The organism is Bradyrhizobium sp. IC3123 (genome assembly GCF_020193625.1).
Classification (GTDB): Bacteria; Pseudomonadota; Alphaproteobacteria; order Rhizobiales; family Xanthobacteraceae; genus Bradyrhizobium; species Bradyrhizobium yuanmingense.
Map to the genome: position 1 here is coordinate 240,209 of NZ_JADYVF010000002.1, position 21,703 is coordinate 261,911.

Below are 21,703 nucleotides of genomic sequence, written 5' to 3' on the forward strand. Positions count from 1 at the left end.
AGAATTTGCTCGCTACCGTGGAACTACGGCAATCACCCGAACCCCCGGTCAGCGCTCATGTCCGTCGCAGACTTCCTGAGGCAGCGAGCAGTGGACGTTGCGGTCAGCGGCAGCTACTCGCTGCCGCGCTGGTATGATTGCGAGGGCAAGCTCCGCAGCTTCGCCTGCCGGACCAAGCGCGTCTCGCCGTTCCGGATGATCGTGGATGTGCCGGTGGTCGGCAAGGTCGGCGAGCGCTTGACCTCCTACTTCGAGGATTTCGGCGAATTCCAGGGCACCATCAGCGCGACGCTGAAGGCTGGCTTCCTGATGGAGCTCGAGATGACGCGGGCGCGGCGCGTCTGGATGTCGGAAAAGCTGACATGGCTCGAGAAGAAGCAGAAGGATGCCAGCGTTCGGGAGCTGCGGCGTGACGCGCGTTTCGTTCCGCAAGTCTCGCACACCGTGCTGACCCTCGCGGACGGCAGCTGCCATCCGTGCTTCATCATCGACGTCTCGACGGCCGGCGTCGCGGTGTCCTCCGAGTATGATCCGGTGGTCGGAACCCCGCTTGCGGTCGGCGCCTGTGTCGGGCGGGTGATCCGCAAGTTCGAGCACGGCTTTGCGGTCAAATTCGCCGAAAAGCTGGACCGGGACGACCTCGTCCGCCTGATCGTCCGCGCGCCCTTGCTGAAGTCGGCCTGAATTTCGCCGCCCTATAGCGGCCCCAATGCCGGATCAGCTTTTGCAGGTCTGTGCCTCGGGCCGGACGTCATTTTGCAGACTTGCGATCGGGGGACCGAATGGCAGTCGACAAGATCACCTGGGACAGGGTCGGCCGGGTCACCGAGCCCGGACGCTACATGTACACGTTCGGTTGGCTCACCATCACCGCCGGCGATCTCGAAATCTGGAAACGATACCCGCGCGCCGCGTTCACGCTGCTGGCGCAGCGTTCCGGGTCACATGAGTCCGCTGGCGAGGAATTCCATCTCGGCGCCTTCGACGTCGCACCCGACGCGCCGCCCGCGATCACGACGCACTGACTAGACAAGGCCAGCAGCCGGCACGCTGCGCAGATGCGCCAGGAATCGAGGAATCCCGCGCATTTCCTTGAGCTCGCTTGCAAATCTCGATCCGCAGCGCACCGGGCAATCGTTGCGGTGACTGGCGAGCTTCTGCCATCATGCGATTGATTGCGCTCGTATTCTACTCCCCACAATGAGCCCGGATGAACGGCAGCTGTCGCGCACCTTCAGGGAGCCGACAGCCGGCGCATGACACATGGTCGCATCGGAGAACGTAGATAAGCGGATCAAGGGAACTTATTTTCGGCGCCAATGTACCTGATCGAAGCGCTCCCCACCGTCGTTGGAACTGCCGCTATCGCCCCGGCGCTGCTGTTGCTCTGGCTCGTCATCGCTGCCGAGGAACGCCCGGGGCCGCCGGCCCAGGTCTGGACCGCATTCCTGTTAGGGGCGGCGAGCATTTCGCTCCTGGGCCTCGCCCGCGCCCCCTTCGCCAAGATGATCGCCGCCCCCGACGATCCCTGGGCGGCGCTGGCGATGCATTCGATCTTCGGCGTCGCGCTGCCCGAGGAAGCCGTCAAGGTGCTCGCCATCGTGCTGGTCTCCTCGACCAAGCGACGCACCTTTGCCAATCCGATGGACACCGTGGTCTACGGCGCCGCGGTCGGCCTCGGCTTCGCCGCCTACGAGAATCTCGCCTATCTGGTCCAGCACGCCGACATGTGGCGCTCGCTTGCCGCGCTGCGCAGCGTCCTGACCGTGCCGTTCCACGGCGCGCTCGGCATCATCGCCGGCGCCTACCTGACCATCGCGCGCGCCGGCACGGCGCTTGGCGCAAACCGCCACCATCGCGATTGGGCCCGTCTTTCCAGCCGGCTGTTGATCTTCGGTGGCCCGCTCGCGCTTCATACGGCCTTCGACTTCCCGCTGCTGACGCTCCAGCGCATGCCCGATCTCGATCCGACACTCCGCATGTGGTTGGGCGCTGCAAGCCTGTTGATCGGCTTCGGCTCGATCGCCTTCGCCATCCGCCTGGTCCGGCGCGTCGCGCGCCACCACGCGCCGCGAACCGATGTCGCGCGCGAGCGGCTCAGCCAGCTGCGCCGGATGTGGGCGCTGCTGCTCGCCGGCGGCGGCATCGGGTTCGTCGGGCTCGCCTTCGTCCTGACCTCGATCCATCACTGGCTGATCAACCCCGAGCGCAACCTGACGCTGGCGCTGATTCCGATCGGTTTCGTCTCGATCCTGCTCGGCCTTGCGCTTCTGATTGTCACATCGGCTATCTACATTCTCGGCCGCAACCGCATTCGCACCAACGCGGAAGGCTTTTCGTCGGCGCCCGGCGGCACTTGATCCAACGCATGGCGAACGCGCGACAGGCCCACTAGATTGGGACGCAATCCTCTCGTTCCGGAGCCAGACGATGACATCGCCCGAGGAATTTGCCCGCCTCCAATCCGAGATGAACCAGGCGGTCAAGGCGCACTGGAAGGCTTTTCTGTTCGAAGGGATCCTGCTTGCCGTCCTCGGCATTGCCGCGCTCGTCCTGCCGCCGCTCGCCAGCCTTGCGACCGCGATCTTCCTCGGCTGGATGTTCCTGATCGGCGGCATCGGCGGACTGATCGCGACCTATTGGGCGCGCAGCACGCCGGGCTTCTGGTGGTCGCTGATCTCGGCTGCGCTCGCTGTGCTCACCGGCCTGCTGCTGCTGGCCCGGCCGATGCAGGCCGTGCTGACGCTGACCATCGTGCTCGGCGCCTATTTCCTCGCCGAGGGCGTCGCCACCATCATGTACGCGCTAGAGCACCGCCGTGAGCTCAGCGGCCGCTGGTCGTGGCTGCTGATCTCGGGCCTCGTCGACATCGCGATCTCGTTCATGGTGATCACGGGACTGCCGAGCTCGGCGGAGTGGGCCATTGGCGTCCTCGTCGGCATCAACCTGCTGTTCGGCGGCGCCACCCTGATCGGCATGGCGCTGGCGGCACGCAATGGCAACACCTGAGGCGCCTCGTCGCTCCACATTCTGATTGGGGGGTGACAAGGCGCCAGCGGCACGCTATATGGCCTTTCCATGATCACCGTCGCCACCAGCTATTTTTGGTACTTTAGCTACGACAGCTCGCTGGCGGTGGGAGGATCGCGCTCAATCTGAAACATTGCAGCAAACGTCCGAACAGCCGCCCGACCTGGCGGCTTTTTTATTGCCGGCAGGTTCTAGAACAGACAGGAGCCCGCCGTGCTGAGCACGACCGACGATCTTCGTATCCGCGAACTGAAAGAGCTGAGCACGCCGGAAGAGGTGATGCGGGAAGTCCCGCGCACGCTCACCGCGACGCGTGTGGTGATGGCCGCGCGCAACGCCATCCATGCCATCCTGAGCAATCAGGACGACCGCCTTCTGGTCGTCGTCGGCCCCTGCTCGGTGCATGATCCCAAGGCGGCGCTCGACTATGCCGAGCGGCTAGCAAAGCTTCGCGAGGATCTCGCCGATCAGCTCGAGCTCGTGATGCGGGTCTATTTCGAGAAGCCCCGCACCACGGTCGGGTGGAAGGGCCTCATCAACGATCCCGACCTCGACGGCAGCTTCGACATCAACAAGGGGCTGCGGCTCGCGCGCAACGTGCTCGCGGCGGTGAACAATCTCGGCCTGCCCGCCGGCACCGAGTTCCTCGACATGACGACGCCGCAATACATCGCCGACCTCGTCTCCTGGGCCGCGATCGGCGCGCGCACAACCGAGAGCCAGATCCATCGCGAGCTGGCGTCGGGGCTGTCCTGCCCGGTCGGCTTCAAGAACGGCACCGACGGCAATGTGCGGATCGCGGCCGACGCGGTGAAATCAGCCTCGCATCCCCATCATTTCATGGCTGTCACGAAGCTCGGCCGCTCGGCGATCGCCTCGACCGCCGGCAACGAGGACTGCCACATCATCCTGCGCGGCGGAGCTGAACCGAACTACGACGCGGCAAGCGTTGCGGCGGCCTGCAACGAATTGACCAAATCCGGCGTTGCCCCGCTGGTGATGGTCGATGCCAGCCATGCCAATTCGAGCAAGAAGCCGGAGAACCAGCCGCTGGTGATGGCCGATATCGCCCGTCAGATCTCGGGCGGCGAGAGCCGCATCATGGGCGTGATGATCGAGAGCAATCTCGTCGCCGGCCGGCAGGATGTCGTACCGGGCAAGCCGCTCACTTATGGGCAGAGCATCACGGACGGTTGCATTGACTGGGCAACGACGTCGAAGACGCTCGAGCAGCTCGCCGACGCGGTCGAAATCCGCCGCAACATCCGGCGCGCCGGACTGCACGAGCGATCAGCCTGACGGATGGCCGAGCTTGGGATGGCTCATTCCTCACCTCTCCCCGACGGGGAGAGGTGAAAGCCTCAGCAGCCGCGGCAGATGCTCTTGATCTTCTTGTCGAGCGCCTGGTTTTCCTTGCTGAGCGGATCGTTGGGATCGCTCAGATTCTTCTCGCTAGGCACATCGCTGGCACGCGGCTGGCGATGACCGACCGGCGCCGGCAACACCGACCCGGACGATGCGCCGCTTGAGGTCGATCCCTTGGAGCCGCCGGTCTGCGCAACAGCCGCGCCGCCAAGCAAGACCACGAGCGATACTGCCAGCATGATCTTCGTCATGTCCATTTCTCCATTCTCAAATCAGCGTCCAAGCCCAGCACTCAAGTCAGCGTCGATGCCATCGCCACTCATGCCTCGGGCGGATAGAGATGAACGTCGCCGCAATAGTCGACGATACGATAGCGCGTTTCTGATTCCGCTTCACTTGTCTCGTTTGCGGTATTTTTCACCGCCGACACGTAATTCGGACCCACCGGCGACTTGCCGGCACCGCCGGGAATGTCGATGACATAGTCCGGCTGACACAGGCCCGACACCCGCCCGCGCAACTGCCGCATCAAGGCCTGCCCCTCTGCCAACGTCGTGCGCAGATGCGCCGTTCCCGGGGCGAGATCGCCGTGGTGCAGATAATAGGGCTTGATCCGGCATTCGACGAAAGCTCGCATTAAATCCGAGAGAGCGGCGATGTCGTCATTGACGCCGCGCAAAAGCACGGACTGGCTCACCAGGGGAATTCCAGCATCGACGAGCCGCGCGCAGGCATCGCGCGCGGCCCCCGTCAGTTCGCGCGCGTGATTGGCGTGTACCGCGACCCAGGTGGCCGCGCCCGCAACCTTCAGGGCTGCAACCATCTCCGCGCTGACGCGCGCTGGTTCGGCCACCGGGACACGGGTGTGGAGACGGATGATCTTGACGTGATCGATGGCCGCAAGGTCAGCCATGATCTCGCTCATCCGCCGGGGCGACAGCATCAGGGGATCGCCGCCGGTCAGGATCACTTCCCAGATCTCGTCATGCGACCGGATGTAGTCGATCGCGGTGCGATAGGCGCTCTCCGACAGCGCATTCTCCTTGCCGGGCCCGACCATCTCGCGGCGGAAGCAGAAGCGGCAATAGACCGCGCAGACGTGCACGAGCTTGAACAACACCCGGTCGGGATAGCGGTGCACGATTCCCGCCACCGGCGAATGCGGGTGATCGCCGATCGGATCGGCATTCTCGCCCGGCTGCGCCTCGAGCTCGGCCGAAACAGGAACGAACTGCCGCGCGATGGGATCGTCGGGATCCGTCGCGTCGATCAGCCCGACCAGATCCGGCGTGATCGCCACGGCATAGCGCGCGGCGACGCGTTCGAGCGCCGGCAGCGCCGATGCGGGGACCAGGCCCTCGGCTACCAGCTCGGCAGGTTCGCGCAGAGTGCGTGCAAGGTTCGTCTTTGTCATCTCTCATCCGCAGGCGGTGTCCACACCACCTGATCAATTCGTGTGGCGCCGCTCGCCAGCATCACCAGCCGGTCGAAGCCGAGCGCGACACCGCTCGCCTCCGGCATTGCGGCGACCGCCGCCAGAAAATCCTCGTCGAGCGGATAGGCTTCGCCGTAGCGGCGCTGCTTCTCCGTCATGGATTCCGTGAAGCGTTTGCGCTGCTCCCCGGCATCGGTCAGCTCTCCAAAGCCGTTGGCGAGCTCGACGCCGCAGGCATAGACCTCGAAACGTTCGGCGACCCTCGGATCGTCCGTCTTCACCCGCGCCAGCGCCGCCTCTGGAGATGGGTATTCGAACAGGATGGTCAAACGCCCCTGCCCCAGCTGCGGCTCGACGTGTTCGACCAGCACCTTGCTGAAGATGTCGGACCAGGTGTCATCCTCGGCGACACGGACCTTCCCGGCTGCCGCCTCGGCGAGCGCCGCACGGTTACCCTCGCCGCCCGAGATTGTCGACAACAGGTCGACGCCGGCGAACTGCGCGAAGGCGCCCGCGACCGTCAGGAGCTCCGGCTCGGCGAAGGGATCGGCGGTTCGGCCGCGGAAGGAGAAGGTCCCGATCGCGGTCGCCTGCGCCGCCCGGGCGATCACGACGACGCAATCGGCCATGATGGCATCATAGGGCGCTCCCGCCCGGTACCATTCCAGCATGGTGAACTCGGGCAGATGCAGGTCGCCGCGCTCGCGGTCCCGGAACACTCGTGCGAACTCGAAAATCCGCGTCTCGCCCGCCGCCAGCAGTTTCTTGCAGGCGAACTCGGGCGAGGTGCGCAGGTATCGGCTGGCCCGGCTGCCGTCGGGCCGCATGATCTCGGTCCTGGGGGCGTGCAGATGGGTCTCGTTGCCCGGAGAGACCTGGAGAACGGAGGTTTCGACCTCCACAAACCCCTGTTCGGCGAAAAAACCCCGCAAAGCTCCGGTCACGGCGGCCCTGGCCTGGAGGAACGGCCGTCGGTCGAGGTGGCGCGCGGGCGACCAGGACGGCGACATCGGCTTGTCCCCAGCCATCAACCGACCGCCCCAGCCGGCAGCAAAATGCTGGCATCCAACGGCAAAATCAGTATGTTGCGGCCCGAAACGGGTGCCGAGGTCCGGTTTGAGGCCCCAAGTCCCCCAGCAATTCGACCACGTCCTGGCTGGTGCCGGGCCAAGCAAGCAGGAAATACAGCTTTGAGAGTCATCGCCAGTTCTATTCGCAAGGGCAACGTGATCGAGCAAGACGGCAAGCTCTATGTCGTCGTGAGCGCCGAGAACATCCATCCCGGCAAGGGAACCCCGGTCAGCCAGATCGAAATGCGCCGAATCTCGGACGGGGTAAAGATCTCGGAACGCTACAAGACCACCGACCAGGTCGAAAAGGCCACCATCGAAGAGCGCAACTACACCTTCCTTTACGAAGATGGCGATGGCTACCACTTCATGAACCCGGAGACCTACGACCAGGTTCAGGTTTCCAAGGACGTCGTCGGCGACGCGGCCGCGTATCTCCAGCCGGACATGACCGTCAAACTGTCGATGCATGACACCAATCCGGTGTCGATCGCACTGCCGCAGCGCGTGACGCTGGAAGTGGTGGAGACCGAGCCGGTGACCAAGGGCCAGACCGCCTCCTCCTCCTACAAGCCGGCGGTGCTGTCCAACGGCGTGCGCACCACCGTGCCGCCGCACATCTCGGTCGGCACGCGCATTGTGGTGATGACCGAAGACGGCTCCTACTCCGAGCGTGCTAAGGACTAAACGAGCCATCGAGGATCGGAACAGGTACCGCCGGGGGGCGAAGCAGTGGGCAGGAACAGTCTCCGCTTCGTCTCGCTTCTCCTGGCGTTGCCGTCGCTCCTCGTTGCTGCACCGATCGCTGCGGACGAGTTCCGCAGTCCCTCGCTGACGGCCCTGCGCATCGAGTGGCGCGCGGCGCTCGATCAGCTTCGCAGCGAGATCAACAGCCGTCCGCAAATTGCGGGCGACTTCATCTTCGCACCGCGCCGTTCGGTGCCGCGCTACGATCCGCGCGCGATGCCGGCACTGGTGCAGCTCAACGCGGTCTCCTCGCGCTTCTTCACCGGCATTACCCGAAGTCCCGTCCCCGTGCTGCTGCCGTTCGACGCCGCCGCGTATCTCGATGCGCAGCGCAGCGGCGCGCCGGCGACGCTCGCGCTGTCGCGCTACCAGGCCGACTTCAATCCCGTCGACATGTTCGATGCCGGTCCTGCCGGCTACAGCGCGACCTTCTCGCTCGAGCCCGGCGCCGGTGACGGCATGCCGAGCCGGGTGTACGCAAAGCCCGTCGAGGTGCAGATCACGGGCTCGGCGCTGATCTACGACATCGCCGATCCGGCCGGGGGCAAGGGCGAGCCAGTCAAGCCGCTCGCCGCAACCTACCCGGATCTGCGTAGGTTCATCCGGGAAGGCTATGTGCGCTACGCCTTCACCCGCTTCGGCGCCACCTATGTGGTCTCGATCCAGTGCCTCGACAGTGTCGCGAGGCCACGGCGGCTCGCCTGCAAGGAGGCCTATCCGGTCGCCGAGCGCTTCCTGAAGGCGCTGCGCGTCGCAGGCGGCCAGCGCATGCGGCCGCTGGCGGACGTTGCCTCCAACATCATCGATCGCCCCGCAGTGCGTTCACCGGATTTCAGCTACCGGCCGAGCGGCGACATCATTCCGAACACCGGTTACCGCAAGCAGGGCGGTCATCCCGACGCCATGGCTTATGCCCAGATCCGCTTTCCCTTGGAGAAGGCGCCCGCCTTCGTGCGCTCCCAATCCTTCGGCAAGCGCGACAAGAGCGAAGGCCCGACCGCTTATCCCTGGCGCGACAATTTCTGCGAGTCGCGTAGTTTCGAGGTGTGGCAATGCGGCGGAGGTTACGGCCACCAGGGCGAGGACATCCGCGCCGCCGACTGCCCGCCGCCCGGCGAAGGCCGCGAGCCCTGCGATTCCAAGCGGCGCGGCGTCGTCGCCGTGCGTGACGCAATCGTCATCCGTGGCGCCAAGGACCAGGCCGCAACGCTTCAGGTCAATAGCCGCACCGAGCACATCCGTTTCCGCTACATGCACATGAATCCGCATGCGATGAACGCCGATGGCGTCATCAACGGCCGCATCGTCACCGAAGGCGAGAAGATCGGCGTGATCTCGAACTACCTCGACCGTCCCGCCGGCACCTCGATGCACCTGCATTTCGACGTCCAGGTGTTCACCCGCGATGGCTGGATCTGGGTCAGCCCCTACGCGACGCTGGTCTCGGCCTATGAACGGCTGATCCGCGCGCGCGGCCGCGAGATCGGCCCGGAGATCGCGGTCACGGCGCAGCCGGTGGCCCATGCGCTGCCGGAAGACGTGCTCAAGCCTGACTTGCGCGAGGGAGCGGGCGGCGAGGAGAACTGACAGCGTGCTGGTTCGTTGCTGGAGCGGGCAGGACGCATCTGGTCGCGCACTCCCCCGCTCGAACGAAGAAGGATGGGTTGATGAGTGTCGGACTAATCGGTCTTCTCGACGATATCGCGGGGATCGCAAAGGTGGCTGCAGCCTCGCTCGACGATGTCGCTAGCCAGGCAGCCAAGGCAGGCACAAAGGCGGCTGGCGTGGTCATCGACGATGCGGCGGTCACGCCGAACTACGTCATCGGTTTCGCTTCGAAACGCGAGCTGCCGATCGTCGGCAAGATCGCGGTCGGATCGCTACGCAACAAACTGCTGATCTTGCTGCCGATTGCCCTGCTGCTCGGCTATTTCCTTCCCGCTGCGGTCACGCCGCTGCTGATGCTGGGCGGCGCCTTTCTCTGCTATGAAGGCGCCGAAAAGGTGCTCGAAGCCGTGATGCCGCATCATGCGCACCAGCACGAAGCTCAGCTCGAGCCGATTGCGTTGAATGCCCAGTCGGTCGAGGACGAGAAGGTCGCTGGCGCCATCAAGACGGATTTCATCCTGTCGGCGGAGATCATGGCGATCACGCTGGCGGCCCTCCCGGCGGGCAGCATCTGGACGCAGGCGCTGGTGCTGGCGCTGGTCGGTCTCTTCATCACCGTTGGTGTCTATGGCGTGGTGGCCCTGATCGTGAAAGCGGACGATGCCGGCATCGCCCTCGCGCGGTTCGACGGCGCCTCGCTCGCCGGCGGCGCGATCCGATTGCTTGGGCGCGCGCTCGTCCGCGGCATGCCCGTTTTCCTGGCGGTGCTGAGCACGATCGGCACCGCCGCCATGATCTGGGTCGGCGGTGGCATCATCCTGCACGGCATCGAGAAATACGGCCCACCCGCGATCGGCCACACGGTCCATGCCATAACCGAGGCTGCCGCACATCTCCTTCCATCCGTTGCCGGCATCGTCGAATGGTCGGTCGAGGCAGCCATCTCGGGTGCGCTTGGACTGCTCGTCGGCGCAGTCGCCATTCCGGTCGTCCAATACGGACTCGCGCCGGCCTGGAAGCGGTTGAGGCGATCGCGATCGGCCTGAGCACAGCCATTGCGGATGACGCGCGCAGCCTATTCCAGGAACGTCGTCAGTTGCGCGCCCTCATCCGCCACGAACACCGCGATCAGTTCCGCCGGCTCGGTCATGCTGGCATTGGCCGAGACCAGATGCGTCGAGCCCGGCGGTTCGAAGAAGGACTGGCCGACACCGAACGTCTCGACCGGGCCGCCACCGAGCTGCGAGCGGATCTCGCCCTTGGTGATGTAGGCGGTGACGGAGCCGGAGTGACGATGCGGCCGCGAAAACCCGCCCGGACCGTAGGACACGCGCACGATGGTAACGCGTTTGCCGGGCACGTTCGGAAGCGCGTAGGAGCCGATCGGCTCAACCTTGTCGAGCGGCGAGCCTTCCGCCGCCGTCGCGCAGAGCGGCGCGAGGGCGCTGGACACGCTGTCGATCGTCACCGGCAGAGCTTTGCCGATTGCCAGCGCGCAGACTAATCCTGCGATGACGGCGAACGCTGTCGAACGTGACGGCAACGGGTACTGCAGGGCCGAAAGGCTCATGACTGTCATCGTGATCCTCCCCTCTCTCCGTCAGGACGAAGCTGCAGCGGCGGCCGCTGCGACCGGCCGCTTTGCAGGCGTCCAGCGAAACGCCGCACCAAAACGGTTCCAGACGTTGATCGAGGCGACCGCCGAGGTCAGATACGTCAGTTCAGTCTCGGAGAATTCGCGGGACGCCTCGGCGTAAACCTCCTCGCTGACCCCGTCAGGCAGACAGGTCAGCGCCTCGGCCCAGGCGAGCGCGGCCCGCTCGCGCGGCGAAAAGATCGGCGCCTCGCGCCAGACCGCGAGCAGATGAAGCTTGTCGAGGGGAACGCCGATCCGTTCCGACAGCAGGACGTGGTGTTGCACGCAGAACGCGCAGCCGTTGATCTGCGAGGCGCGCAGCTTGACCAGCTCGAGCAGCTGCTTGTCGAGGCCGGCCTTGGCCGCAAGCTGGCCCAGCGCCAGCACCAGATCAAACGCATCGGGCGCGATCCGCTTGAAATCTTCATATTCGCTGCGGGCGTGTGACATTGCCATTCACCTCGGCACATTATAAGAGCACGGACATCTTATAAGAGCTCTTATATGTCGCGCAAGACGAATGTCACGAAATCGCAATCGGGACCCAAGGCCGTTGCAGCCGGTGCGGTGCACGTTCCAGCACCGGGCGAAGGCAAGCGCGGCGAGCAAGGCTATCTCGGTTACCTGCTGCGCCAAGCCCACGCCGCCGTTCGGCTCACGATGGAACGCACGCTCGCCGATCTCGGCGTGACCTCGCCGCAATTCGCGGTGCTGACGATGCTGAACGCCTATCCGGGCCTGTCGGGAGCCGATGTCGCCCGTCTCACCTTCCTGACGCCCCAGACCGTCGGCGTCATCATCCGCAATCTCGAACGCGACGGCGCGATTGCGATGACGCCTCATCCCGTTCACGGCCGCATCCAGCAATGGACGCTGACGCCGCGCGGCGCGACGCTTCTGAAGGCGTGCCGGCAGCGTGTGCTCGAATTGGAGAAGCGCCTCGCTCGCAATTTGGATTCAAAGGCGGAAACCACGATCCGGCGTTGGCTTTCCGGAATCGCGGCTGAGCTTCAGGAGGACTAGGCGGCCGGCATTCGCGGCTGTCGTGGCCGCTGGTGCTACCCGCCTTTCAAGGCGTTCTTGACTGCGCCGTCCGGCCAGCTCTCGTCGGCCGCGATCACCCGCACGCGGGTCTGGTCGGCGGGATTGACCAGCACGTGCGAATTCACCCGCTCATCGCTCGGCTCAAGACGCAGATCGGTTTCGGGCTTCCAGCTCAGCGTCGTCGCGAGGTCGCCGGGAAAGATCTTCCATTGCGATCCGTCGTCGAGTTCGACGATATGGCTTTCGGCATGCGTGCGTATCTTCATTCCACCCCGACGATTCGATGAACCAGGAAGGCCGGCCGTACCAGGACCGACTCTTCTCCTCCTGGCGTGGGAGGAATGCGGGAGTGCGGCACTTGTTCCGGTGGGAACGACCGACGGGGTCGGGCCGAGTTGCCGCACGCGGCCGTTTCGGAACCGACTCACGCGTGCCATGTTTCCGGCTAGAATGTGCCCATGAAGCACACTGATTCCTCGCCCCGTCACACACGCCGCGCCCTGCTCCAGTCGACGCTCGGTGCAGCCGCTTTGCTCGCGCTTCCCACCCGCGCTTTCGCCGCGCCTCCCGGCTTCGACGAATGGCGGGAGAGCTTTCGTGCGCGCGCGATGGCAAAAGGTATTTCCGCCGCGACATGGCAGCGCGCGATGGAACGGGTCGAACCGGACATGAGCGTGTTCGCGCAGATGCGCAACCAGCCCGAATTCCGCGAGCAGGTCTGGCAGTACATCAACCGCCGCGTCTCGGACTGGCGCATCATCAACGGCAAGATCGCGCTGAAGAACAACGAGGCGCTGTTCGCCCGCATCGAGCGCGATTTCGGGGTCGAGCGCGGCACGCTGCTGGCGCTTTGGGGCGTCGAGTCCGCCTATGGCGATCCGCTGGTGCAGCAGAACCACATGAGGCCGGTGTTTCCCTCGCTCGCCGCGCTCGCCTGGAACGAGCCGCGCCGCAAGGCCTATTGGGAGACCGAGCTGATCAATGCACTGCGCATCGTCGACAAGGGCTGGTCCACGCCTGAGGACATGCGGGGATCATGGGCCGGCGCGATGGGCCATTCGCAATGGATGCCGGAGGTCTGGCTCAATGTCGGCATCGACTATGATGGCAACGGCAAGGTCTCGCCATTCGGCAAGCCCGACGACGCGCTGGGCTCGACGGCAAAGTATCTCGTCAATCGTGGCAAGTGGCATCGCGGCGAGCACTGGGGCTACGAGGTGCGCGCGCCCGCCAACATGAGCGGCAGCCGGACCTATGCGGCCTGGCAGGCGGCCGGCGTGACGCGTGCCGACGGCCAACCATTTCCGCAGCCCAACGCATCCGCGCAGATGTGGACGCCGGTTGCGGGCGGGCCGACCTTCCTGCTCGGGCCGAATTTCTACTCGGTGAAGAGCTACAACCCTTCCATGAACTACGCGCTGGCGATCTGCCATCTCGGGGATCGCTGCCTGGGAGCTCCGCCCTTCATCCAGCCCTTCCCGGGCTCCGAGCGTGCGTTGACGCTCGCCGAAGTGCAGGAGATGCAGACGCGCCTGACCAAGGCCGGCTTCGACACGGGCGGCACCGACGGCCGGGTCGGCAACGACACCATGAAGGCAGTCAAGGAGTTTCAGCAGAAAGTCGGGATCGCGCCAGCCGATGGCTACGGCGGGCTGAAGGTGCTGGCCAAGCTGCGGCAAACCAACTAGCACGGCCGGAAGCGCCGGCGCTGGCGCCTCGCCGCAGCTGCAGCCGACCCTTAAGCCGCGTTTCGCTGTTCTGTCAGCTTCAGCAGTTCGTCGACGAGGTCATCCACGGTACGCTCGGCCGCGGCAATCGACGCCTGCAACCGTTCGTCGGCGAATTCGTCGTACTCGACTGCGATGCTGTGGAAGGCCGTGATCCCGATGAAGGCAAACACGTCCCGGACGGCTCCTTCGACATGATTGACGGCGGCCATGCGCCCGCCCGGATCGTACCCGTAGTCTCCGCGCGAGCCGAGCAGGACAAGACGCTTGTCCATGCCCGCAAGCAGCGCCGAATATGGATTGTCCGGACATGATCGGTCGAAGCCGAATGTGCGTCCGACCCGAACAACGTTGTCTATGTATGCCTTGAACTGCGCTGGCACACCGAAGTTGTACATTGGCACGCCCGCGACGATCAGATCAGCTGTGAGCAACTCGTCGACCAGCGCATCGCTTTCCGCCAAAGCCTCTCTCATCCATGGCTCGCGCCGATCGGGCTTCGCGAAGGCCGCCTTGACCCAGTCGTCCGTCACCGGACTCGGTGCGAAGCGACCGAGGTCGCGGCTGACGACGCGATCCCCCGGCCGCGACTGTAGCCATCGTTGGACGAAACGCTGAGTCAGACGCCTGGTGTGCGAACCGCGCGGATTTGCATCTGAAGGCTCTAACCGCGCGCTTGAATCGATTTGTAGCAGTTGCATTGCAGAACTCCTCTCATCTGTTCTCAATAGATCGGTTCAGGCCCCGTCGTTGACAAACGAAAGTTGCTCAGCTTATGGATGAACTGCATTCATCCTTGAGTTCGCGATGAGAAGGCTTCCTCCGCTGGCGGGATTGCGTGCATTTGAAGCGGCGGCACGTCACCTCAGCTTCAAGCGCGCCGCCGATGAGCTTCACGTCACGCCGACCGCGATCAGCCATCAGGTGCGACAGCTGGAGCAGACGGTCGGGGTCAGGCTGTTCGAGCGCCGGACGCGGCAGGTTCTGCTCACCGCGGAAGGTCAGGTCCTGCTTCCGGTCCTGCGCGACGGCTTTGATGCGTTTGCGCGTGTTCTGGAGGGATTGAGCCGGAAGCGACGCCGGGCGGTGGTCACACTTTCGGCGACGCCGGCTTTCACAGCCAAATGGCTGGTGCCGCGTCTTGCTGGGCTCCGAAAGAGCAGAGCCGACATTGATCTCACATTGCTTGCGAGCTTGGAGGTGGCCGATCTCAATTCGACCGCGGACCTCGCACTTCGCTACGGTTCCGGTCCTTATCCCGATCTGATTGCCGAGCCGCTCACGGTCGATCGTTTCGCGCCGGTGGTCAGTCCGCGCCTGGGCATCCGAAGACCGAGCGACCTGCGCTCAGCAACGCTGCTACATTTCGACTGGCACCGTCGTGATGCCAGAAATCCGACCTGGCGGCGCTGGCTCAAGACGGCCGGCATTAACGACGTTGATGCGCGCGCCGGCGTGCGTTTCAGCGATGAAACCCATGCCATCCAGGCAACCGTCGCCGGCGCTGGTGTCGCTTTGCACAGTCTTGTGCTCGTCGCCGACGAACTTTCGCAGGGAACGCTGGTCGCACCATTCGGGCCGGAGCTGGAAGGCTTTTCGCTGCACTTGGTCCGCAGCCGCGACCGGCCGCTCACCGAGCCGGTCGAGGCTGTACGACACTGGCTGAAGTCAGAGTTCGACGCGGCCCGCTGATGCGCAGCGCAGCTCGCGCGCCGCGGAATGACATCGTGGTCAGTGCCGATATTGCGGCTCCTCCGCATCGAGCTGCCGCCGGATCGCGGCGAGATGCAGCCGAGCGGATTCGGAATCGCCTTCGCGCATCTGCCTGTAGGTCTCCGCCGCAACGGCGGGATCGACCGGCAGCACCTTCCGCCCCGTCGACATCGCCAGCACCTGCACCTCGGCGGCGCGCTCGAGATAATAGAGATCGTCCCAGGCCTCCGCGATGGTCTGGGCCAGCACCATGACGCCGTGATGCTTCATGAAGACGATGTCGGCATCGCCGACCGCGGCGGCGATACGGGCGCCTTCGCGGCTGTCGAGCGCGAGACCGTTGTAGTCGCGGTCGACCGCGGTGCGGCCGTAGAATTTCAGCGCGGTCTGGCCGGCCCAGATCAGGGGATCACCCTCGGTCATCGACAGCGCCGTCGCGTAGGGCATGTGGGTGTGGAACGCGACCTTGGCGCGCGGCAGGCGCTTGTGCATCTCGGCATGGATGTAGAACGCGGTCGCCTCGGGCACGCCCTCGCCGTCGAGGACGTTGCCGTGGAAGTCGCAGATCAACAGCTTCGACGCGGTCAGCTCGCGGAAAGCGTAGCCGTAGGGGTTGACGAGGAACAGATCGTCATGGCCCGGCACGACCGCCGAGAAGTGATTGCAAATCCCCTCCTCAAAACCGTTGCGCGCGGCCATGCGGAAGCAGGCGGCGAGATCCTCGCGCGCGGTGCGGATCGCGTCGGAGGCGAGATCCGGCCGGTTCGAGCGGAATGTCGCGGGCGCGGGTGAGGACCCGAGAAGGCTGTGCGCCATGGCGAGGAATACCTCTGTCGGTTGGCTATTGCCCATCTTGTACAGGGGCTGCGCGTGCGCGTCAGCCCCTGCGGCAGCCACCCTGCCCTGCGCAGCTCAAGCGCGCCGCGGCACGCCGCCGGCATTCATGCCGCCGTCGATGACGAGTTCGCTGCCGGTGACGTAGCGCGAGGCATCGGAGGCGAGATACAGCACGCCCGAGGCGATCTCCGCGGCCTGGCCCGCGCGACCGAGCGGCGTCACCACCTTGGCGCGCTCCTCCGGATCGATCGGGGCGTTCTGGCCGGCGCCGGCCGCCCCCGTCGGGATCTTGCCCCAGATCGGGGTATCGATGATGCCGGGGTGAACCGAGTTGACCCGGATGCCGTCGCCCGCCGCCGCGCACTCCATCGCAATGGATTTGGCGAACAGCCGCACGCCGCCCTTGGTCGCCGAATAGGCCGACAATCCGGGCGAGCCGCGCAGTCCCGCCAGCGAGGACATCATGACGATCGAGCCGCCCCCGATCTTGCGCATCAAAGGCAGGCAATGCTTGACCGAGAGGAACACGCCATCGAGGTTGATCGCGTTCTGCTTGCGCCAGTCGGCGAGGGTCATGTCGACGATCGAAGGCACGGAGATGCCGATCCCGGCATTTGAGACGAGCACGTCGAGCCGGCCATATCGCTTTGCGATCTCGGCGACGATCTCGATCCAGCGCTCTTCGCTCGTGACATCCTGCTCCAGGAAGATCGCCTTGCCGCCCACGTTTGTTACGCGCCTGGCGAGCTCCGGGCCGCGCAGCTCGTCGATATCGGTGATGACGACAGTCGCGCCCTCGCGCGCGAACAGCTCGACGATGGCCTCGCCTATGCCGGAGGCGCCACCCGTCACCAGCGCGACCTTGCCCTTAACCTGCCCTGCCATGCTCACTCCCTTTTTTTGTTGTTTAAAACCGTTGTCTTTGATCGTTGTCGGAAAACCGCTTCGCACTTTTCCGGATCATGCATCATCTAATCACGGATGGCCCCTGATCCGGTAGCGCGACGTCGACGACACGGAATTGCACGCGCTCGGCGCCCTGGTAGCGATCGACCGACAACGAGCCCGCGACATGCATCTGCTGGCCGCGATTGGCGAGCAGCGCATTGCCGAGCTTTTGGCCGACTGAACGGAACGCGATGCCGTTGACGATGGCGCCGTCGCCCGCCTTGAAGCGCAGGCGCAGATGCGACTGGCCGACCTCGTCGGCAAACACGAGCTGGTGCGCCGGCAGCGCCAGCACCGGCTCCGGATTGCCGCTGCCGAAGGGACCGGCGCGATTGAGCGTCGCCGCAAGCTCCGGCGTCACCGCACGGGCGGTGACTGCGCCGTCGATATAGAGCTCGTTGACGTGGCGCGCCTCGGCGACGTCGCGCGCCAGCGCGGTCTCGAGATAGGCGCGGAATTCGGCGAGCTTCTCCTTGCGCAGCGTCACGCCCGCGGCCATGGCGTGGCCGCCGCCCTTGAGCAGGATGCCGTCGGCGACCGCCTGCCGCACCGCCTTGCCGAGATCGACGCCGGCGATCGAGCGACCGGAGCCGGTGCCGATGCCGCCCGGCTCCAGCGCAATGGCAAAGGCCGGCCGCGAGAACTTCTCCTTCAGGCGGGAGGCAACGAGGCCGACCACGCCGGGATGCCACCCTTCCGAGGCCGTGACGATCACGGCGAGCTTGTCCTCCAACCCGATCGAGGCCAGCGCCTCGGCTTCGGCCTGGGCTTCTGCCGCCTGCTCGATGACGCGACGTTCGCTGTTGAGACGGTCGAGCTCGGCCGCGATCCGCGCTGCCTCGACGCTGTCGCCTTCGAGCAGCAGCCGCACCCCGAGATCGGCGCGGCCGATGCGGCCGCCGGCATTGACGCGCGGCCCCAGCATGAAGCCGAGATGCCAGGCCTCCGGCGGGCCGTTGAGCCGCGCCACGTCCATCAGCGCGGTGTGGCCGACATGGTCGCGCCGACGCATCGCGATCAGCCCCTTGGCCACGAAGGCGCGGTTGAGACCTATCAGCGGCGCGACGTCGGCGACAGTGCCGAGCGCGACGTGATGCAGCATGCCCAGGAGATCGGGCTCGGGCATCTCGCTGGTCCAGAAGCCGCGCTGGCGCAGCTCGCGGTTGACCGCCACCAGCGTCACCAGCACGAGGCCGACGGCGGCGAGATGACCGAGGCCGGAGAGGTCATCGGGGCGGTTCGGATTGACCAGCGCGTCGACCTCGGGGAGATCGAGGCCGCATTGGTGGTGGTCGATCACGACCACGGACATGCCGAGGCGCTTCGCCTCGGCGAGCGGCTCTATGCTGGTGGTGCCGCAATCGACTGTGATCAGCAGCGTGGCGCCCTTGGCTGCGAGCGCGCGCACCGCTTCCGTGTTGGGGCCATAGCCCTCAAAAATCCGGTCGGGAATATGGATCAGCGGATCGAGCCCGCAATGGCGCAGATGCCAGGCCAGCAGCGCCGCCGAGGTCGCGCCGTCGACGTCGTAGTCGCCGAAGATCGCAACCCTCTCGCCCTTGGTCGCGGCATCCGCGATGCGTTTGGCGGCGGCCTCCATCTCCGTCACCGTGAACGGGTCCGGCAGCAGCTTTCGGATGGTCGGATCGAGAAAGTCGGACACCGCGTCGATGTCGACACCGCGGCCCGCCAGTACCCGCGCCAGCAGTTCCGGCAATTGGTGCCGCTGCACGATGGCGAGCGCCTGGGCTGCCCCGCGGGCATCAAGCCGGTCGCGCCACAGCTTGTCGGTGAGCGAGCGCGCCACGCCCAGGAAGGCCTGGGGCGCTTCGATAGGCAAGGCGGTGGCTGGCGGCGTCATGACAGAGGCAGATGTTGGGGAACTCGAAGGGCCAGGCGGTCACGCGAACGCAGAGTCACTGGCTTCAGGGGATTGGTCGGCATCCGGGACGGATTTGCAACGGTCCGGCCGCACAAAGCGGTGGATGGCCGCCCCGACGGGCGCACTGACTATCATTTAGGCATCCCGTCAAACAGCAAATTAAGCAGGCGTTAGGCGGAATCCTCGAAAAAGAATCGTATTCGATCTGTAAGTCGTTGTTCCGGGTTCATTGCAGATCAGACCTCATTGCCAAGGGAAGTCCCCGATGTCTGCTGCGCTGGGTCTGAAAGCCAAGCCGATCGCCACCGAGCCCGCGGACGATGATTCCGACATCTCCGCGCTGATCAACCGCCTCACCGCGGAGGTCAACCAGATCGCGGTCGACAAGACCAAGTCGATCCAGCAGATCACCAACCAGATGAAGATGCTGGCGCTGAACGCGCTGATCGAGAGCTCGCGCGCCGGCGCGCAAGGCGCGGGCTTTGCGGTGGTGGCGCAGGAGGTGCGCGGCGTCGGCCAGCAGGTCGAGACCATCGCCCGCGAGCTCGAGACCCAATTGACGAAACGCACCGGCGATCTCGTCGCCTCGATCGACCGCATGAGCCAGCGCTCCCGCGGCGAGCGGATGGTCGACCTGTCGCTCAACGCGATCGAGCTGATCGACCGCAATCTCTACGAACGCACCTGCGACGTGCGCTGGTGGGCGACCGATTCCGCCGTGGTCGATTGCGCGGCCTCGCCCAGTGCTGCGGCCGTCTCCCATGCCTCGCAGCGCCTCGGCGTGATCCTCGGGGCCTACACCGTCTATCTCGATCTCTGGCTCTGCGACCTCGACGGCAACGTCATCGCCAACGGCCGCGCCGACCGCTTCCGCGTCGTCGGCCAGAACGTCGCCCACACCAGATGGTTTCGCGACGCGAAAGGCCTTCGCTCCGGCGACGATTATGTCGCCGGCGACGTCGAGAACCAGCCGCTGCTCGGCAACGCGCAGGTCGCGACCTATTGCGCCAGCGTCCGCGCCGGCGGGCAGGCCAACGGCGCGCCGATCGGGGTGCTCGCCATCCATTTCGACTGGGAGCCGCAGGCCCGCGCCATCGTGCAGGGCGTGCGCGTCGGCGACGGCGACAAGGCGCGCGTGCTGCTGGTCGATTCCAATTTTCGCGTGATCGCGGCCTCCGACGGCCAGGGCATCCTCAGCGAACGCATCTCGCTGTCGCTGAACGGCCAGCGCTCCGGCTTCTATCAGGAACGCACGGGCACACTGGTCGCGTTCCATGCCACCCCAGGCTACGAGACCTATCGCGGGCTCGGCTGGTACGGCGTGATCGTCTGCGGCGCGTGAGGCGAGCGGGCCCGCCTCGATCAAAACTCGCGAAAACAACCCCATGCACAGTAGCCAAGGGGTTGTCTTACCTCGCTGTTTTTGCACGCGCGAAGATTCTTTGACACGTCGGGCAAAACAGAAGGAATCCGGCTCGGCGACACCTCATTGGGCGCGGCGATCTAGCACAGCGACATCGCCGCCTCCCTTCACCTTTCCGACATTTGCGTGTTGACCTTCCGAGCTGCCGCGGCAGCCAGCTTGCGGTACTGATCTTCGTACTGGCGCGCCATTCGGTATGCGGTGAAGCGTTCCTCGAAGCGGGCGCGCACTCTCCTTCGATCCAGCTTGCCCAATTCGCCGACCGCCTTGACCGCCTGCTCCTCGTTCTCGACGATGAAACCGGTTAGGCCGTGCTCGATGACCTCAGGGACAGAGCCGGAGCGATAGGCGATCACGGGCGTTCCGCACGCCATCGCCTCGATCATGACCAGCCCGAAAGGCTCCGGCCAAGCGATCGGAAATAGCAGAGCGGCTGCTCCGCCAAGGAATGATTGCTTCTTCACGTCGTCGACTTCGCCGATAAGCTGGATCATCTCGCCGTCGATCCGGGGCGCAAGGTGTTTCCTGAAGTAGGCAGTCTCGGCGCGTGGAATCTTCGCGGCGATGCGAAGAGGCATTCGGGCTGCGTGCGCGATGCGGATGGCGTCCTCCGGACCCTTGTCCTCCGTTAGACGGCCAAGAAACGCCAGATAGGATCCCTCCTCATAGGATGGATCCAACAGCTCCGACGACAGCCCGTGCTGGATCGTTCCAATCCATTTCGCATCCGGAAGCGGCAGGCGCTGGTGATCCGAGATCGACACGAAGCTTGCTTCTGGGAACTGCCGAACCACGTCAGGCAAGCCAGGCAAGTCAAGGCGGCCGTGCATGGTCGTCAGGAACGGTACGCCAAGGCGACTGAGCAACGGCAGCGGAAGCCAGTCGATATGGGCGTGGATCACGTCGAAGTCGTTGGCTCGTCTCGCGATCGCTTCCAGCAGCATCGCGCAGGCTGCGTTCGGATCGGCGCCCTTCCAGCCGAGACGCAGCGCGCGTGGCCATACCGGGTGGAGTTTGCCTCTCGTTCGGGAGTCACCGGTGGCAAACAGCGTGACGTCGTGACCGAGCTCGACAAGCTCATCCACAAGCCAGGCTACCACCCGCTCGGTGCCGCCGTAGAGCTTCGGAGGGACGCTTTCGGCAAGCGGAGCCAGCTGGGCGATACGCATTGGAGCTCGCTATATCGCTGAACGCACGATCAGCACGATGGCCGCAGATAGAAGGTTCGAAATCGCGAG

At 65.2% G+C, this 21,703-nt stretch carries 23 protein-coding genes; 12 read left to right on the forward strand and 11 right to left on the reverse strand.

What is annotated here, in order from left to right:
• Positions 1 to 57: 57 nt before the first annotated feature.
• From I6F20_RS06560 to I6F20_RS06580, 5 genes are all read left to right on the forward strand, one after another.
• Positions 58 to 684 carry a PilZ domain-containing protein gene (locus I6F20_RS06560; RefSeq protein ID WP_225125501.1) on the forward strand — a complete coding sequence of 209 codons (627 nt, stop codon included), beginning with the start codon at positions 58 to 60 and terminating at the stop codon, positions 682 to 684.
• Positions 685 to 782: 98 nt separating this feature from the next.
• Positions 783 to 1,025 carry a hypothetical protein gene (locus tag I6F20_RS06565; RefSeq protein ID WP_036022964.1) on the forward strand — a complete coding sequence of 81 codons (243 nt, stop codon included), beginning with the start codon at positions 783 to 785 and terminating at the stop codon, positions 1,023 to 1,025.
• Positions 1,026 to 1,319: 294 nt separating this feature from the next.
• Positions 1,320 to 2,360 (forward strand): PrsW family glutamic-type intramembrane protease, encoded by a 1,041-nt coding sequence (locus I6F20_RS06570; protein ID WP_035999770.1) that lies wholly within the window; start codon positions 1,320 to 1,322, stop codon positions 2,358 to 2,360.
• Positions 2,361 to 2,430: 70 nt separating this feature from the next.
• Positions 2,431 to 3,009, forward strand: a complete 579-nt coding sequence (locus tag I6F20_RS06575) for an HdeD family acid-resistance protein (protein ID WP_035999772.1) — start codon at positions 2,431 to 2,433, stop codon at positions 3,007 to 3,009.
• Positions 3,010 to 3,243: 234 nt separating this feature from the next.
• The gene (locus I6F20_RS06580; RefSeq protein ID WP_035999789.1) at positions 3,244 to 4,329 is read left to right on the forward strand and encodes a 3-deoxy-7-phosphoheptulonate synthase; all 1,086 of its coding nucleotides are present in this window, start codon (positions 3,244 to 3,246) and stop codon (positions 4,327 to 4,329) included.
• 62 nt (positions 4,330 to 4,391) lie between these two features.
• On the opposite strand, the gene I6F20_RS06585 is transcribed toward I6F20_RS06580, so the two are convergent.
• From I6F20_RS06585 to epmA, 3 genes are all read right to left on the reverse strand, one after another.
• Positions 4,392 to 4,646: a hypothetical protein gene (locus I6F20_RS06585; protein WP_035999808.1), complete on the reverse strand. Its 255-nt coding sequence runs from the start codon at positions 4,644 to 4,646 to the stop codon at positions 4,392 to 4,394.
• A gap of 68 nt (positions 4,647 to 4,714) precedes the next feature.
• Positions 4,715 to 5,809 (reverse strand): lysine-2,3-aminomutase-like protein, encoded by a 1,095-nt coding sequence (locus I6F20_RS06590; RefSeq protein ID WP_035999791.1) that lies wholly within the window; start codon positions 5,807 to 5,809, stop codon positions 4,715 to 4,717.
• Positions 5,806 to 6,858, reverse strand: coding sequence for an EF-P lysine aminoacylase EpmA (gene epmA, locus I6F20_RS06595; RefSeq protein WP_109143874.1), 1,053 nt, complete (start codon positions 6,856 to 6,858; stop codon positions 5,806 to 5,808). Before epmA ends, I6F20_RS06590 begins: the two co-directional genes overlap by 4 nt.
• Before the next feature lie 162 nt (positions 6,859 to 7,020).
• Between epmA and efp the strand changes: the two genes are divergently transcribed.
• The 3 genes from efp (at position 7,021) to I6F20_RS06610 (ending at position 10,301) form a co-directional block, all read left to right on the forward strand.
• Positions 7,021 to 7,587: an elongation factor P gene (gene efp, locus I6F20_RS06600; protein WP_028136595.1), complete on the forward strand. Its 567-nt coding sequence runs from the start codon at positions 7,021 to 7,023 to the stop codon at positions 7,585 to 7,587.
• A gap of 45 nt (positions 7,588 to 7,632) precedes the next feature.
• Positions 7,633 to 9,234: a M23 family peptidase gene (locus I6F20_RS06605; RefSeq protein ID WP_225113574.1), complete on the forward strand. Its 1,602-nt coding sequence runs from the start codon at positions 7,633 to 7,635 to the stop codon at positions 9,232 to 9,234.
• A gap of 80 nt (positions 9,235 to 9,314) precedes the next feature.
• Positions 9,315 to 10,301 (forward strand): DUF808 domain-containing protein, encoded by a 987-nt coding sequence (locus I6F20_RS06610; protein ID WP_035999800.1) that lies wholly within the window; start codon positions 9,315 to 9,317, stop codon positions 10,299 to 10,301.
• A 29-nt stretch (positions 10,302 to 10,330) separates the two neighbouring features.
• Here the strand turns inward: I6F20_RS06610 and I6F20_RS06615 are convergent, their stop codons facing one another.
• Together I6F20_RS06615 and I6F20_RS06620 are read right to left on the reverse strand one after the other, a co-directional pair.
• Positions 10,331 to 10,834 (reverse strand): cupin domain-containing protein, encoded by a 504-nt coding sequence (locus tag I6F20_RS06615; RefSeq protein WP_036022958.1) that lies wholly within the window; start codon positions 10,832 to 10,834, stop codon positions 10,331 to 10,333.
• 21 nt (positions 10,835 to 10,855) lie between these two features.
• A complete protein-coding gene (locus I6F20_RS06620) occupies positions 10,856 to 11,341 on the reverse strand; it encodes a carboxymuconolactone decarboxylase family protein (RefSeq protein WP_225113573.1) in 486 nt (161 codons plus the stop codon).
• A 54-nt stretch (positions 11,342 to 11,395) separates the two neighbouring features.
• Here I6F20_RS06620 and I6F20_RS06625 point away from each other — a divergent pair, with 54 nt between their 5' ends.
• On the forward strand, positions 11,396 to 11,914 hold the full coding sequence (locus I6F20_RS06625; RefSeq protein WP_109143878.1) for a MarR family winged helix-turn-helix transcriptional regulator: 519 nt from the start codon (positions 11,396 to 11,398) through the stop codon (positions 11,912 to 11,914).
• A 35-nt stretch (positions 11,915 to 11,949) separates the two neighbouring features.
• Here the strand turns inward: I6F20_RS06625 and I6F20_RS06630 are convergent, their stop codons facing one another.
• Complete coding sequence (locus tag I6F20_RS06630; RefSeq protein WP_128261814.1) at positions 11,950 to 12,201, reverse strand: hypothetical protein; 252 nt, start codon at positions 12,199 to 12,201, stop codon at positions 11,950 to 11,952.
• 192 nt (positions 12,202 to 12,393) lie between these two features.
• On the opposite strand from I6F20_RS06630, the gene I6F20_RS06635 reads away from it, so the two are divergent.
• Positions 12,394 to 13,623 (forward strand): lytic murein transglycosylase, encoded by a 1,230-nt coding sequence (locus I6F20_RS06635; protein ID WP_225125502.1) that lies wholly within the window; start codon positions 12,394 to 12,396, stop codon positions 13,621 to 13,623.
• A 50-nt stretch (positions 13,624 to 13,673) separates the two neighbouring features.
• On the opposite strand, the gene I6F20_RS06640 is transcribed toward I6F20_RS06635, so the two are convergent.
• Positions 13,674 to 14,363: an FMN-dependent NADH-azoreductase gene (locus I6F20_RS06640; protein ID WP_225125503.1), complete on the reverse strand. Its 690-nt coding sequence runs from the start codon at positions 14,361 to 14,363 to the stop codon at positions 13,674 to 13,676.
• Positions 14,364 to 14,469: 106 nt separating this feature from the next.
• Between I6F20_RS06640 and I6F20_RS06650 the strand changes: the two genes are divergently transcribed.
• Complete coding sequence (locus tag I6F20_RS06650) at positions 14,470 to 15,354, forward strand: LysR substrate-binding domain-containing protein (protein ID WP_275945374.1); 885 nt, start codon at positions 14,470 to 14,472, stop codon at positions 15,352 to 15,354.
• Between the two features lie 39 nt (positions 15,355 to 15,393).
• Here I6F20_RS06650 and I6F20_RS06655 read toward each other — a convergent pair whose 3' ends face one another.
• The 3 genes from I6F20_RS06655 to recJ form a co-directional block, all read right to left on the reverse strand.
• Complete coding sequence (locus tag I6F20_RS06655; protein WP_225125504.1) at positions 15,394 to 16,191, reverse strand: aldolase; 798 nt, start codon at positions 16,189 to 16,191, stop codon at positions 15,394 to 15,396.
• A 96-nt stretch (positions 16,192 to 16,287) separates the two neighbouring features.
• On the reverse strand, positions 16,288 to 17,097 hold the full coding sequence (locus I6F20_RS06660; RefSeq protein ID WP_225125505.1) for an SDR family NAD(P)-dependent oxidoreductase: 810 nt from the start codon (positions 17,095 to 17,097) through the stop codon (positions 16,288 to 16,290).
• An 82-nt stretch (positions 17,098 to 17,179) separates the two neighbouring features.
• A complete protein-coding gene (gene recJ / locus I6F20_RS06665) occupies positions 17,180 to 19,021 on the reverse strand; it encodes a single-stranded-DNA-specific exonuclease RecJ (protein WP_225125506.1) in 1,842 nt (613 codons plus the stop codon).
• Between the two features lie 286 nt (positions 19,022 to 19,307).
• Here recJ and I6F20_RS06670 point away from each other — a divergent pair, with 286 nt between their 5' ends.
• Positions 19,308 to 20,384, forward strand: coding sequence for a methyl-accepting chemotaxis protein (locus tag I6F20_RS06670; RefSeq protein WP_035999854.1), 1,077 nt, complete (start codon positions 19,308 to 19,310; stop codon positions 20,382 to 20,384).
• Positions 20,385 to 20,572: 188 nt separating this feature from the next.
• Here the strand turns inward: I6F20_RS06670 and I6F20_RS06675 are convergent, their stop codons facing one another.
• Positions 20,573 to 21,634 (reverse strand): glycosyltransferase family 4 protein, encoded by a 1,062-nt coding sequence (locus tag I6F20_RS06675; RefSeq protein ID WP_225125508.1) that lies wholly within the window; start codon positions 21,632 to 21,634, stop codon positions 20,573 to 20,575.
• Positions 21,635 to 21,703: the final 69 nt, after the last annotated feature.